This is a genomic window from Gimesia chilikensis (assembly GCF_007744075.1).
GTDB classification, from domain to species: Bacteria; Planctomycetota; Planctomycetia; order Planctomycetales; family Planctomycetaceae; genus Gimesia; species Gimesia chilikensis_A.
Genome location: NZ_CP036266.1, coordinates 1,777,541 through 1,791,608, shown reverse-complemented (window position 1 = coordinate 1,791,608; position 14,068 = coordinate 1,777,541). Strand labels below are relative to the sequence as shown.

Below are 14,068 nucleotides of genomic sequence, written 5' to 3'. Positions count from 1 at the left end.
ACATGATGAAACAATCTCCGAAATTGCCGCACTTCATACTGTTGATCTGCCTGTCTCTGCTCAGTGTCTTTGCGAACGAAAGTCGTGCAGAATCGGAGAAACCGCAACAGGTGGAGCGGATGCGTTTTTTTGAAGAACACGTGCGGCCCCTGCTCCTCAAACATTGCATCGATTGCCACGGCCCCAAAAAACAGTTTGCAGAACTCCGCCTCGATTCGCGTGAGCATCTGCTCAAAGGCGGGGAAAGTGGTCCCGCAATCGTCGTAAATCAACCTGAAGACAGTCTGCTGATTTCCGCCGTCAAACGGGAATCACTGGAGATGCCCCCCGATCGGACACTCTCTCCTGATGAAATCAAAGTTCTCACAACGTGGATTGAACAGGGAGCAGTCTGGCCTGATTCCGCCAGGTTGGCTGACACGAAATCAGTCGATTTCTCCCGGCACTGGTCCTTTCAACCCATTCAGAACCCGCCACGACCTGCCGTCAAGAATACCAGTTGGCCTCAAAACGATATCGATTATTTCATCCTTGCCCGACTCGAAGCCGAACAGCTCTCCCCCTCTCCTCCGGCCTATCCCGCTACACTTTTGAAACGCATGCACTGGGATCTGACTGGTCTGCTCCCCAGTTTTGAAGAAACCAGCCAATTTTCCAGTTCCTTCAGCCCCACGGCATCGCAAGCCACAGTCGACAAATTACTGGACTCTCCCCATTACGGCGAGCGCTGGGGCAGGCACTGGCTCGACCTCGCCCGCTATGCAGACACCAAAGGTTACGTCTTTTTTGAAAAGCCCACCTTTCATAATGCATTCACCTACCGTGATTATGTTATTGACAGCTTCAATCAGGATAAGCCATTCAACCAGTTTGTTCTCGAACAACTGGCAGCAGACTATCTGACAGATGAACTGCCCCACAAAACATTAGCGGCCCTCGGTTTCATCACTGTCGGTCCCCGCTTCAAAAATGATACCCACGATATTATTTCGGACCGCATCGACGTCGTCACCCGCGGATTTCTCGGACTGACCGTCGGCTGTGCCCGCTGTCACGACCATAAATATGATCCGATCAGCATTGAAGACTACTACTCGCTGTATGGCGTCTTTCGGAATTCACTGCAGCCCATTGATCTCCCCTTCCGCGATCAGGATTCTCTCTCTCCTCAACTGGCCGAACAGGCGCAGAAGATTCAGCAGACAGCTCAGGAACTGAATCAGCTCTATCAGCAGAAACATCAGAAAGTTCTCGAGGACACGCACCTGCGACTCGCAGAGTATCTGACCGTAGCCCAGTCCCAGCGAAACGGACCGGACACTGTCAAGTTTGATGTGATTGTCGACGGCGATGACCTCAACCCCGAAGTCCTGCTGCTCTGGCAGGAATTCCTGGACCTTTCCGAGAAAAGTGAGGATCCCGTATTCTCGCTCTGGCATAAACTCGCAAAACTTCCTGCCGCTGACTTTCAGCCTCAAGCCCTCAAGTTGCTGCAGCACTCAGTCCAGAATCAGAAAACCAGTCCAACGGAACGCCTGATCGCAGACCATTTGCTGAAACAGAGTCCGCAGACATTTGAAGATGTCATTCGCGGCTATGCAAGTCTGTTCAAACAGATTGATCAGGCATGGGACACGCGAATCGTGACGGCTGCCAGACCGGGGCAACAGAAAACCTCCCAGCCATTTCCTGAAGCCAGTACAGATGTTTTGAACGCCTTTTACAGTCCGCACTCCCCGCTGGTCATGCCGCTGCACGGATACACGGTGCTGCGTCTCTTCCCGGATCGAAAACAACAGCAGAAAGTCAAAGAACTGAACGACGCGCTCGATCAGGCCCGCGCGGCAGCGCCCGCGGAACTGGCTCAGATGCTGGCACTCCAGGATGCAAAACAGATCATCGAACCCCGCGTCTTCAAACGCGGCAACCCCGGCATGCCGGCCCAGGCAATTCCCCGCCGTTATCTGCACTTTTTTGATCAGGTTTCAGCAGAGCCATTTTCCCAAGGCAGCGGGAGACTCGAACTGGCACAGGCCATTATTTCGCCTGAGAATCCACTGACTGCCCGCGTGATCGTCAATCGCGTCTGGCAGCATCATTTCGGACAGGGGCTCGTCTCCACTCCCAGTGATTTCGGCATCCAGGGTGCTAAACCCAGCCACCCCGAACTGCTCGATCACCTGGCCCGCTGGTTCATGCAGCACGACTGGTCCATCAAACAACTTCACCGCTATATCATGTCCTCCGCCACGTATCAGCAGCAGAGCCGCTCCAACGTTGCCGGCGAGAAACGAGATCCCGCCAACAAACTTCTCTGGCGCATGAATCGCAGACGGCAGGATTTCGAAACGATGCGCGATACCCTGCTGCAGGTCAGCCACCAGCTCAATCTGACTGTGGGAGGCAAATCCGTCCGAGGCATCGCAGCCACTGCCAACAAACGCAGAACCTTATATACGTTCATCGATCGTCAGAACGTTCCCGGGCTGCTTCGTACCTTTGATTTCCCTTCACCGGATGTCAGCAGCGGTGCGCGGAATTCCACCTCGGTTCCCGGGCAGTCTCTGTTCCTCATGAACCATCCCCTCGTATTGAATGCCGCCCGCATTCTGGGAGAACAGGCACACAAGTCACCAGATTCCCAGGCAGGCATCCGGCAATTATTTCAGTCAATTCTGCAACGCGAACCGACTTCCGATGAATTACAGGCAATGCAGCAATTCCTGGAATCAGACCAGGTCGAATCTCCGCCAGCACCTGTAATCGCAGAATGGGAATACGGCTACGGAGCCTACGACGAAAAAACAGAGACCCTGTCCAATTTCAAATCACTTCCCTTTTGGAACGGAAAACAGTATCAGGGCGGAAACAAGCTCCCCGACCCTAAAATCGGTTGGGTCTTTTTAGACAACACGGGTGGCCATCCCGGGAATGACATGCAGCATGTCGCCGTCATCCGCTGGCGGGCCCCCGAGACGATGACCGTCTCCCTGCACGGCAAACTGTCCCATGAACTCCCCCAGGGTAATGGTGTCCGGGGTCGCGTGCTCATCGCGGGTAAGAAAGTCCTCGGTCCCTGGACACTCCACCAGAAATCGGTCGACACCAACCTTGAGAAGATCCAGCTCAAACAAGGTCAGACTATCGATTTCGTGGTCGACATCGCTGGACAGCTCGGCTTCGACTCCTTTGCCTGGTCTCCCGAAATCAAAACACAATCGCTGGCGCTCACGGCTACCTCCGGTAAAAAAACAGAGCAGACACCAGCACGCCAGTGGAACTACTCCCGGGATTTCAGAAAACCGGAACCGGTCCGGATTACCCCCTGGCAAAGCCTGGCACAGATTCTTCTGTTATCCAACGAATTTCAGTTTATAGATTAGAGCGGTACGATCATGCATCAGTTCAGCCATAACCCGTTCCTGACACGACGCGAAATGCTGACCCGCTCCGGCATGGGGATGGGGATGCTCGCTCTCGCTGGTCTGACCTCTCAGGAAAGCCTGCAGGCAGCAAAACAGACCGCTTCCGTCACCCGCCACCATCCTGCCCGGGCCAAACAGGTCGTGCATCTGTTTATGAATGGCGGCCCCTCCCACGTCGATACTTTCGACCCCAAGCCGCTGCTGAAGAAATTTCATGGCAAACCACTGCCCAACCCTAATCTACCCACGGAACGCAAAACCGCCGGCGCACTGGGTTCTCCCTTCCAGTTTCATAAATTTGGTGAATCCGGTATCGAAGTCAGCGAACTGTTCCAGAAAACAGCCGCCCATATCGACGACATGTGTGTCATCCGCTCCATGCACTCTGATATTCCCAATCATGAGCCTTCACTCTTACTCATGAACTGTGGCGATAACGCCCTGCCCCGCCCCAGTTTTGGATCCTGGGTCAATTATGGTCTGGGAACGCTCAATGAAAATCTGCCCGGCTTCGTCGTGCTTTGCCCCAACGGTTTTCCTGTCGTCGGCCCCAAAAACTGGCGATCCGCATTTCTGCCAGGCTCATTTCAGGGAACTCATCTGGACACGAAAGAGACCGACGTCACACGTCTGATTGAAAACATCAACAACCCACAGAAACCGGAACGTCAGCGACGTCAGCTCGATCTGCTGCAGCAGTTCAACCAGCGGCACCTCGCACAACGCGGACACGATCCCCTGCTCGAAGCCCGCATCCAATCTTTCGAACTCGCTTATCGCATGCAGTTCGCTGCTTCGGATGTGCTTGACCTCTCCAAAGAACCGAAACACATTCACGAAATGTACGGCGACGGTCTCCAGGGCCGCCAGTTACTGATGACACGCCGCCTGCTCGAACAGGGAGTCCGTTTCATCCAGGTCTGGCACAGTGGCGGACAAGAATGGGATCATCACAGTGGAATTGAAAAGAATCTGAAACGCCTCTGCGGGCAGTGGGACCAGCCCATCGCCGCATTTCTAAGGGACCTCAAACAGCGGGGCATGCTCGATTCCACACTCGTACTCTGGGGAGGCGAATTCGGCCGTACTCCGGTCGCGGAACTTCCCGCGATGAATGGACGCGATCACAATCATTACGGTTTCAGCATGTGGATGGCCGGTGGAGGCGTCCGAGGAGGACACGTACATGGCGCCACCGATGAAACCGGCTTCGCGGCCTCTGAAAATAAGGTTCATGTGCACGACCTGCATGCCACCATGCTGCACCTGCTCGGTATCGATCACGAACGGCTCACTTACCGTTACGCAGGTCGCGACTTCCGTCTGACCGACGTGCACGGACGCGTCGTCAAAGAAATTATCTCATAACACAATCATCCATTTAGAGAATCATTCTCCTTTCAGTTAAGGCATCTCATCTCCATGAAAATTGAACAAATCGTCTGCCAGATCCTCCGCTCAGGTTCCGTCACCAATAAAACCGCCAGTTGCCAGGATTCGGTTCTCGTCCGCATTAAAACTGACAACGGCCTGGAAGGGATTGGCGAAGCCGACTCCTCTCCCGAAGTGGTCAAAGCCATCATCGACGCCCCTTACAGCCACAACGTGGCCTGCGGATTAAGAGAGCTCCTGATCGGCGAAAACCCGCTGGAAACTGAACGCCTCTGGCAGAAAATGTATCGCCACACCATGTACTTCGGCCGCACCGGTGTCACCATCACCGCGATGGCCGCGATCGACATGGCCCTCTGGGACCTCAAAGGCAAACACTTCGGCGAACCGATTCATCGCCTGCTCGGCGGCGCCCATCACAGTGAATTCCGTGCCTACGCTTCAATTCTGTTCGGCAAAGATGGCCAGGAAACCTGCGACATCGCCCAGCGCTGGATCGAAAACGGTTACACCGCCGTCAAGTTCGGCTGGGAACCGATGGGAGAGTCGGAGGCACTCGACATCGAACTGGTAGCGGGAGCCCGTGAAGGCATGGGAGACGGCACTCTGCTCATCGACGCTGGCTGTGTCTGGGATGCCAGAACCGCCCTGCAGCGGGCCAACGCCTTCGCCGATTACAATATCGGCTGGCTCGAAGAACCACTCTTCCCTCATGATGTCGCCGGCTATGCCTGGCTCAAAGATCGCTCCCCCGTCCCCATCGCTGCTGGCGAAGAAGAATGCGGGCGCGAATCCTTCGGCCCCTACATTGAACAGCGAGCCCTTGATGTCTACCAGATCGACCTCGCCCGTAACGGCTTCACCGAAGCCTCCTATCTGAAACAGCGGATTTCCGACATTGGTGCCCGTCCCTGCAATCACTGTTACACCAGCCCCATCACCGTCGCTGCCTCGCTGCACTGGCTGGCTACCTGCAAAGATGCCTTTATCTTTGAAGACTGCGTCGAAGACGAACCAATCCGCAACGAGCTGACCTACGAAAAAGTCCAGGCCGAAAACGGCATTATTCAGGTTCCCGATCAACCGGGGCTTGGCGTCACGCTCAATGAAGAATTCGTTGCCGCTCATATTGTTTCAGAATCGAAATAGTGTCCCCCCTCACTCTTCCCCAGACCAGACTGAGACCACAACATGACACAAACCCCCATTCGTACGCAGATCGACTTTGAACAGCCCGGTACTCAATGGAGTACGCTCAATATCCCTTTCTCTTACAACTTGAGCGGCTGGTCACAACTGCAGATTCCCATCGCCACCATGGCCAACGGCGATGGCCCCACCGTACTCCTCATGGCCGGTAATCACGGAGACGAATACCCCGGCCCCATCGCCATTATGAAACTGATGAAAACCCTGCAGCTGGAACAGATTTCCGGCCGCATCATCTTCATCCCCGCGATCAACATCCCCGCCGCCAAAGCAGCCACGCGACTCTCCCCCCTGGATGGCAAAAACCTCAACCGCTGTTTTCCCGGAAACGCGGAAGGCACCATCACCGAAATCATGGCCCACTACCTCACCACGGAAATCTTTCCGCGGGTTGATGTCGTCATCGACCTGCACACCGGCGGACGCGGCGTTTACTTTTATCCCTGTGCCCACCTGCACCTGGTCGATGATCTCGAACAGCGCCGCCGTATGGCTCAGGCCACACTCGCTTACAACACCGATTTCGCATTCCTTTACGCCGACATCGCCGGCAAAGGGCTCCTGCCCGTCGAAGCCGAAAACATGGGCAAAACCGTCGTCACCACCGAAATGGGTGGCGGCGAAGTGACTCCGGCCAGCGTGCACCGCACGACTCAGTCCGGTTTGCACAATGTCCTGATCCACCTCAAGGTCCTGCAGGGAGAGGAACAAAGCCGCGCCGACCTCGGCCTGGCTCCCACCCGCTGGATTCAGGCTCTCGACGCCGACGACTATATCTTCGCTCCTGAGTCCGGCCTGTTTGAAAGTTTCGTCGATGTCGGAGCCGATGTCTCTGCGGGACAGCCTCTGGGAGGGCTCTATTTCCTCGAACGCCCGGACCGCGAACCGACAATCATCGAAGCCCCCTCAGATGGCATCGCGATCGCCCACCGCGGTCCCACCTTAACCAGCCAGGGGGACATCCTCTTCTGTCTTGCCCATGATGTGGATCCTGCTGTACTGAAAACGTTCGAATAACCTCCTGTTTCTCCACCACGGGAAGACATGCATGACAGGTCTGGACTGGTTCATCGTCTTTTTACTGAATGGCGCGGTGATCGCCTTTGGCTTTTACCTCGCCCGCAGTACGAAATCCAGCAGCGACTGGTTCCTAGGCGGACGCTCGCTCCCCTGGTGGGGGCTGGGGCTCTCGATCTTTGCCACCAGTGTCGACAATGCCGATGCTGTCTCCCTCACCGGTTACGCCTTTAACCATGGCATGCACATCATCACCGCTTTCACCCTCGCCAGTGTCTGCGGTGCGGTCCTGGCCTCGTTCGTCGTGGTCCCGGTTCTCTATCGTGGCGGCTTCTACACCAACGCCGAATACCTGGAAACCCGCTTTGGTAAATCCATTCGCGTCTTCAGCGCCCTGATTCAGATTCAGTACCGCACCAGTATGCTCGGCCTGATGATCTGGTCTATTTATCTCATGCTGCAGGGACTCCTCGACTTCACTCCCACGCAATGCTGGACGCTCATCGCCCTGCTGGTCATCTTCACCGCCGCCTATACCACCTGGGGCGGACTCACTTCCGTCGTCTGGACCGATGCCCTGCAGAGCCTGATCATGATGGCCGGCGGCATCACCATATTCTACGCCGTTTGGTCCGCCACCGGAGGCTGGTCGACGATAGTCGACAACCTCTCGCAGTCCACCGATGCCAGCGGGCAACCTTTGATCAACTGGCTCCACATCGGTCAGTTTCAGGATGAGAATTCCACTTCCCCCTATCTGATCGTCATGGGCTGGACCATCATCGGCATGGGCTACTACACCGTCAATCACACGCAGACCATGCGGCTCATGGGAGCCCGCTCACTCTGGGACATGAAAATGGCGACCCTCTTCGGCTGCCTGTTGATCATGCCCATCATGATCGGCACCACCCTGATGGGAGTCATGGGCCGCGTCCTGGTTCCCGAATTCACAACTCACTCCGAAGCCGATCAGTTATTACCGCATTTCGCTAATCAGTATCTCGCTTCCGGCTTCAAAGGTCTCGTTGTCGCCGGCATTCTCTCGGCCGCTATCAGCACTTTCGATTCCATTGGATCCGCCCTTTCGGCCCTGTTCACCCGCGACATATACGCCCGCTGGATCAAAACCGACGCCACCGAAGCCCATTACCTGAAAGCCACCCGCTGGGCGACCATCGGAATTCTGCTGATGGGCTTCCTCTATATTCCTTTCATCGCCCGTTATGACAACATGATTCAGGCCTTCCGCACATTGATTCCTGTTTTTGTGACGCCATTATTTACCGTTTATATTGTAGGCGTTCTGACTCGCGTCCCGCGTCAAAGTGGGCTGGTTGGCCTCTGTGCCGGCTCCCTGTTCGGCCTGATTGGCTTCATCGACCGCGTGCTGGTCGACGAACCGCTGTTCAGCCCCTGGTTGACGGAAGTCTGGTACGCGTTCCCCTGCTCAATGATCATCACCACACTCGCCATGCTCGCCGCCACCCTTAAATGGGGTTGGCTCAAGCCGGAACAGCAACTGGAACTGCAGACACCCGCCTCACCAGAAAAACATGACTGGCTCTCCGAAAGCCGCCAGGAACTGCTGGCCGTCAAAGAGTCACCCTTTTATAAGCCGGTTCCCCAATACCTCAACCCCAACTGGTACGCGATTCTATTAATCGCCTTCTCCTGCTGGATCATATTTGGACTCTTCTGGTAAGCCGCCACTACAGGAAAATACTCGGGACTCCCCCATGCAACTCTTCTACAGATTATCGTTCATCCCCCTGCTGATCGCCTTGTTCGTCTACCCGGGGCATGCCGCTGATCCGTCCCCGCAGAAACCAGTGCCCCTCGACATCGAATTCACCGCCCGCTGTGATCAGACGACACAGCGTTACGTCCTGCTGCTCCCGGAACAGTTCTCAACTGAAAAGCCCCACTCGCTGCTCATCGCCCTGCACGGACACGGTTCCGACCGCTGGCAGTTCGTCAAAGATCCCCGGGGCGAATGCCGGGCGTCTCGCGACATCGCCCGCCAGTATAATCTGATCTACGTCTCCCCCGATTACCGTGCCCGCACATCCTGGATGGGTCCGAAGGCAGAAGCCGATCTCCAGCAGATCATCGAGGAATTAAAGTCGAAATATCAGATCGACCAGGTCTTCCTCTGTGGCGGCTCGATGGGAGGCTCATCCAGCCTGACCTTCGCAGCTCTGCATCCGGAACTTATCGCCGGCGTCGCCGCGATGAACCCCACCGCCAACCATCTGGAGTACAATAATTTTCAGCCCGCCATCCAGGCCTCCTTCGGGGGCACCAAGCAGCAGATCCCCGCAGAATTTAAAAAGCGGAGCTCCGAATACTGGCCCGAAAAACTGACGATGCCCCTCAGCATCTCAGTCGGCGGAAAAGACACCAGCGTCCCCCCGGACAGTGCCCGCCGACTGATCAATATCTTGAAACAACTCAACCGAGAGGTCCTGCTGATCGACCGTCCAAACGAAGGCCACAAGACCAGCTATGAGGACAGCCGCGCAATCCTGGAATTCGTCATCCAGCGGGCCATTAGCAAGAAAGACAAACCGGCGCAATAACCCCGGTCACTGACCGATCTGGGTTTCGCTGCGCAACATATTACCGCGGTTCAACAACTCTTCCGTCGGCACCACCACTTTGGGCTGCAGCTGATAAGTGAACTCGTGCCGGTTCGTGACTTCAAAGGGCAGCAGGTTATCCGTCACCGCGTCCAGGGGCATCCACTGATACCAGGGCGTCCGCACCTTCTGCATCACTGACTGCGTTTCATAACCATCTTTGGTCAGTGTGATCTCGCGGGTCCCGTAATAGGTAAAATCCATCGAGACCGGCGTATAACCGATTTCTTCCCCGTCCACTTTGACCAGCGCCCCGGACGGAACCGAACGAATTGTCATCCGGCGATGCACGCACCCGGTCTGCACCGCTGCCAGCAGCAGTAACAGCGCAAACAGCGATCCACGCTTCACATCAACCGATGCAAATCTGAATCGCGGCACAGCGGCTCTCGCACGGAGTGTATTGACAGGGTCGGACATGGACCTTGAGACGAAACTTTCGACAGGACAACATTTGCAGACAGATTCAGGGTAGATTCCTGAATGAAGAGCGGGATTCTACTTTTCTTCCCCAATCCTGCCAAGACAAATTTTAACAGTTCCTGACAAAGGCATTCCCCGTAAACCATTATTTTAATGACACTTACAGAAACACAGTTTCGATAGTAAAATAATCGAAATCCACGAACCTCGCCCCTCGACTCTGTTTCTAAACAGTCAGCAGGCCCGTTGAATCGCACTTTTAGCGAATATCGGCAATTTTTTTTGAGACAAAGCCGGGGAAGTGCCCCGGTTATCTTGAATTTCTCGCGCGGTCGTGCGATAAAGTGCTCATCACTATTAAGTTATCGATTGTCGAGCCCTATGCCGACCGTCGAAAACAACATCGGGACGTAGCGCAGCCTGGTAGCGCGCTACACTGGGGGTGTAGAGGTCGCAGGTTCAAATCCTGTCGTCCCGACTTCGTTTCATAAAAAGCTCAACGTCGTTCTGGCGCTGAGCTTTTTTTACGTATTCATCCGATCTGATCTTGATTCCCTCTGATTTGAAAAGTGCCTTTGATTCCTGGCATTGAATTTATAACAACCGATATCTGAATTAAGCTTCATTTTTTTCAAAATAGTACCCCGCTGCTAAAGCTTGAGAGAACGATTTGGCAGAATAGGATAATTCCTTTGTCAGAAGAACGCGAAACCCTCACAATGAACAGTGACAGACGCAGGTATGTATGACTCCGAAACGTATCGGAGTGAGTGCCTCACGACTGCTATTCACGATCCTCCGTCCAATGCTCGTGAAAGGTAAAAATATGAATCCATTTCGTCTGTTAGTCATGTCCATCTCCTGCTCAGTTTTTCTTTCGGCTTGTAACACCCGAGAGAGGCAGAATACACAGCAAATCACACTGAGCAATATCAAGTTCCTGGTACCTGCCAATTTAACCGTAAGCAAAGCTGAGGAGTTGGAAAATGGAGCGGTATTCGAAATTGAAGGCATATGGGGTGAATTGAGGAATCATCAACTGGTTGTCATGGGCAAGAGCTATGGCGAAGTCAATGCTGGCGACGAGGTACTGTTTAAACCAGATGGAACTTTTCTGGTCAATGGCTCTCCATCAGAGTCAACTGGCCTCGCCGATAGTGCAGTTATGAAAAACGGGGTGCTGTATTTTTTCCCTGGTCGAGCTATAAAGGAGTCAACAAACGACGGTGGAACTCATTTTGTTGAACTGCCTGGAGGCGCAACCTATGAATTAACGAATAGTGGTATCATTATTGAAGGACATGAGTACGGTCCTTTTTCATCCAAGACCGTTGTAAAAATTGATCCAGATGGTTCAGTTGCTTTCAATCCCTGAACCTGCCAATCCATCGAACAATGAATTGATCTGGGCAACGAAGACAGGCTTTCGCCGCCGCTCTATCGCGATTGACAACTCACACAACAGCCGGCTGCGGTCAATTCCGCCCGGCTGTTGTTCTTTATAGGCAGGCGCACCACCGCGTCAACAGGAACAATGCCCTACCTCAATCAGCCTGCTGTGCTTTCAACCACTGCACACTCAGATCAGGAAAGTCCGTGCAGACATCGTCCACGTCGGCCTGGTTGAATAACGCCTCATGCAGCGCCGCCACCGAGGGACAGTTTTTCGGCAGATCATCGCTTCTGACAACCCCCGTCACCACACGCAGCCCCGCAGCGTGAGCTTCCTTTGTGAAATCGCTACACTTTGCCTCCCCACTCTTGTCCCAGGTCACCACCCTTGGCAGATTCGGAAAAACGCCATCTACTGTTTCCGACAATTGTTTGAGACCTGCCGCCGTGGCCAGTGCATCGTAATCAGAACCATCCGGCCCGGGCTTGCCGCCGGAATAGATCATCATCAGGTGCCCCTTCCAGCCGAACTCCTTACGGAACCGTTTCAGGGTCCCCAGTTCAAAACACTGAACCCAGCAGGCAGATTTTTCATCCGTCCCATAGCCGTAGCGGGTCAGTACATCAAACACCGCTTTCGCGATATCACGCCCCTCTTGCTGATGAAAGCTCGGCTTCTTGACTTCGGTGAACAGCCCCACATTCCTGCCCGTACTCAAATTCAGACCCTGGATGAAACGAATCTCTTCCTCCAGCGTATGCAGTTGATAAGTATACCCGTCCAAGGGAAACCGCTCTGCATAGACAGGCTTGCCGGTCTTGCGTTTGAAACGCTGGGTGGCGTTGAGCTGCTTAATCTCGGCCAGCGTGAAATCGATGGCATAGTAACGTCCGTCTTCTCGCTTCCGTTCCGGAAACTTATCGGCCACATTCGTAATCCCATCCAGATGAGTATCGTGCAACACCAGCGGCACATTATCCTTCGTGAGCACAACATCCTGCTCCAGGAAATCCGCTCCCTGGGCATAAGCCATCGCTTTCGCAGGCAGGCTGTGCTCCGGTAGATAACCGCTCGCACCGCGGTGGGCAAACACGTGATGTTCATCGGCCCACAGCGAACCGGGAATCATTAACAGAGCAAGACAGAAACAGACAGCTTTCATAGAGACAGACCTGAAAAGAGAACTTCGTTGAAACGGCAATCGCAGGCATCCGACCGCGCCTGCCGCGCGATCGTAACAGTGACGAATCAGCCAATCAAGCTGCTGTATCTTCTTCTCTCGAACAGCCCCAATCTTCATCATCCCCTCACGAAATCCTCACCAAACGCACATGTTATTTCTAACAGACCATCCCGGGCCACTCTATTCGCGTGTACTTTGAGAGCTCTCATCTGCCACCATTGTCTGAACAGACTGAACTTGATCCGCACTTTCCGAATCGTATTGTTGTGTAATTGTGCTTCGCGCGCGAGGCGGATGATGCGTGCACCGAAACACCGCGCACAAGTCACTCAGCATCACCTGAATCGCCGTCGATTTTTCCAGTTGTTCAGCGGAACATTCTGGACCGGTTCGTTTTATCTCGTACATTTTCAAATCATTTCGGAGCATATTCAGAGCACATTCAAACAAACTCGTAGGAACCTCAGAGGCATTCACAGAAAACACAAAGCAAAATCCCACTTGACCTCCCCGCGCCCTTCCTCAAAATCTTCTTCAGCAAGGAGCACCAGTCTCAGCCACTCGCGACTCACTGGCTTACGGTTGACTGCGGATTTTATCCAATGGCCTCCGTCGCTCCGAGATGAACCTGTCGCACTGAATTCATCTGCAGCGGGAACCCTCAAGATCTGAAAACCAGACTGCATTTACGAATCGACTCTGGCGTTCGTTTGTCCACAGAAGTAGAATTAAATCATAATAGCTTTGCATGCGCTGCCCCTCATGGAGAGATTGAATAAAGCATCTGTCATGACTGAATTCACAGAGATTCTACAGGCCATAGACTCGGGGGATTCCCAGGCAGCCGATCGTCTGCTGCCAATCGTCTATGATGAACTTCGCAAGCTCGCAGCAAACCACCTGGCCCACGAACAGCCCGGGCAGACTCTCCAACCCACGGCGCTCGTCCATGAGGCTTATTTACGACTTCTAGGCGGATCGAGTCCCGAGCAATGGAACAGCCGGGGGCATTTCTTCGGTGCAGCGGCTATCGCGATTCGCCGCATACTGATTGAGAATGCACGTCGCAAACGCAGTCTGAAACGTGGTGGCGAATTTCAGCGACAGGAATTTCATGAACAGCTGCCGCCTGAACTGCCCGAGCCGCTGGAAGATTTACTGGCCCTCGATGAAGCCCTGCAGAAACTCTCCCACGAGTACCCCGATATAGCCGAACTGGTACAACTCACTTATTTCGCAGGACTTACAACTACTGAAGCTGCAGAGGTCCTGGGAATTTCACCCAGTACCGCAGGGCGTCACTGGGCGTTTGCTCGAGCCTGGTTGCGACGGGAAATCGAGGGCGGACTCGCAAACAGCAAAAAGTTTTAAAAAAACCTGACGA

10 protein-coding genes and 1 tRNA gene are annotated in these 14,068 nt (G+C 54.2%); 9 read left to right on the top strand and 2 right to left on the bottom strand.

Annotated elements, in window-relative coordinates; all coding sequences use genetic code 11:
• Positions 1–2: 2 nt before the first annotated feature.
• The 6 genes from HG66A1_RS06870 to HG66A1_RS06845 are packed head-to-tail and all read left to right on the top strand — an operon-like array spanning position 3 to position 9,625.
• Entirely contained in the window at positions 3–3,383 is a 3,381-nt protein-coding gene (locus tag HG66A1_RS06870; protein WP_197997011.1) for a PSD1 and planctomycete cytochrome C domain-containing protein, read from the top strand.
• Positions 3,384–3,395: 12 nt separating this feature from the next.
• Positions 3,396–4,793 carry a DUF1501 domain-containing protein gene (locus HG66A1_RS06865; protein ID WP_145181444.1) on the top strand — a complete coding sequence of 466 codons (1,398 nt, stop codon included), beginning with the start codon at positions 3,396–3,398 and terminating at the stop codon, positions 4,791–4,793.
• 54 nt (positions 4,794–4,847) lie between these two features.
• A complete protein-coding gene (locus tag HG66A1_RS06860) occupies positions 4,848–5,966 on the top strand; it encodes a mandelate racemase/muconate lactonizing enzyme family protein (RefSeq protein WP_145181443.1) in 1,119 nt (372 codons plus the stop codon).
• A gap of 42 nt (positions 5,967–6,008) precedes the next feature.
• The gene (locus HG66A1_RS06855) at positions 6,009–7,043 is read left to right on the top strand and encodes a succinylglutamate desuccinylase/aspartoacylase family protein (RefSeq protein WP_145181442.1); all 1,035 of its coding nucleotides are present in this window, start codon (positions 6,009–6,011) and stop codon (positions 7,041–7,043) included.
• A 31-nt stretch (positions 7,044–7,074) separates the two neighbouring features.
• On the top strand, positions 7,075–8,748 hold the full coding sequence (locus HG66A1_RS06850) for a sodium:solute symporter family transporter (RefSeq protein WP_145181441.1): 1,674 nt from the start codon (positions 7,075–7,077) through the stop codon (positions 8,746–8,748).
• Between the two features lie 34 nt (positions 8,749–8,782).
• A complete protein-coding gene (locus tag HG66A1_RS06845; protein WP_145181440.1) occupies positions 8,783–9,625 on the top strand; it encodes an alpha/beta fold hydrolase in 843 nt (280 codons plus the stop codon).
• Between the two features lie 6 nt (positions 9,626–9,631).
• Here HG66A1_RS06845 and HG66A1_RS06840 read toward each other — a convergent pair whose 3' ends face one another.
• The gene (locus tag HG66A1_RS06840) at positions 9,632–10,066 is read right to left on the bottom strand and encodes a PEGA domain-containing protein (protein WP_232105033.1); all 435 of its coding nucleotides are present in this window, start codon (positions 10,064–10,066) and stop codon (positions 9,632–9,634) included.
• A 446-nt stretch (positions 10,067–10,512) separates the two neighbouring features.
• On the opposite strand from HG66A1_RS06840, the gene HG66A1_RS06835 reads away from it, so the two are divergent.
• Both HG66A1_RS06835 and HG66A1_RS06830 read left to right on the top strand, forming a co-directional pair.
• Positions 10,513–10,586, top strand: a tRNA-Pro gene (locus tag HG66A1_RS06835).
• A gap of 348 nt (positions 10,587–10,934) precedes the next feature.
• On the top strand, positions 10,935–11,483 hold the full coding sequence (locus tag HG66A1_RS06830; RefSeq protein WP_145181438.1) for a hypothetical protein: 549 nt from the start codon (positions 10,935–10,937) through the stop codon (positions 11,481–11,483).
• A 169-nt stretch (positions 11,484–11,652) separates the two neighbouring features.
• On the opposite strand, the gene glpQ is transcribed toward HG66A1_RS06830, so the two are convergent.
• Positions 11,653–12,663 (bottom strand): glycerophosphodiester phosphodiesterase, encoded by a 1,011-nt coding sequence (gene glpQ, locus HG66A1_RS06825; protein ID WP_145181437.1) that lies wholly within the window; start codon positions 12,661–12,663, stop codon positions 11,653–11,655.
• Positions 12,664–13,473: 810 nt separating this feature from the next.
• Here glpQ and HG66A1_RS06820 point away from each other — a divergent pair.
• Positions 13,474–14,055: an ECF-type sigma factor gene (locus tag HG66A1_RS06820; RefSeq protein WP_145181436.1), complete on the top strand. Its 582-nt coding sequence runs from the start codon at positions 13,474–13,476 to the stop codon at positions 14,053–14,055.
• Positions 14,056–14,068: the final 13 nt, after the last annotated feature.

Bases quoted from the DNA above. Each gene is read 5' to 3' on its own strand.
- HG66A1_RS06870 (WP_197997011.1), top strand. From the start codon at position 3: ATGATGAAACAATCTCCGAAATTGCCGCACTTCATACTGTTGATCTGC.
- HG66A1_RS06865 (WP_145181444.1), top strand. From the start codon at position 3,396: ATGCATCAGTTCAGCCATAACCCGTTCCTGACACGACGCGAAATGCTG.
- HG66A1_RS06860 (WP_145181443.1), top strand. From the start codon at position 4,848: ATGAAAATTGAACAAATCGTCTGCCAGATCCTCCGCTCAGGTTCCGTC.
- HG66A1_RS06855 (WP_145181442.1), top strand. From the start codon at position 6,009: ATGACACAAACCCCCATTCGTACGCAGATCGACTTTGAACAGCCCGGT.
- HG66A1_RS06850 (WP_145181441.1), top strand. From the start codon at position 7,075: ATGACAGGTCTGGACTGGTTCATCGTCTTTTTACTGAATGGCGCGGTG.
- HG66A1_RS06845 (WP_145181440.1), top strand. From the start codon at position 8,783: ATGCAACTCTTCTACAGATTATCGTTCATCCCCCTGCTGATCGCCTTG.
- HG66A1_RS06830 (WP_145181438.1), top strand. From the start codon at position 10,935: ATGAATCCATTTCGTCTGTTAGTCATGTCCATCTCCTGCTCAGTTTTT.
- glpQ (WP_145181437.1), bottom strand. From the start codon at position 12,663: ATGAAAGCTGTCTGTTTCTGTCTTGCTCTGTTAATGATTCCCGGTTCG.
- HG66A1_RS06820 (WP_145181436.1), top strand. From the start codon at position 13,474: ATGACTGAATTCACAGAGATTCTACAGGCCATAGACTCGGGGGATTCC.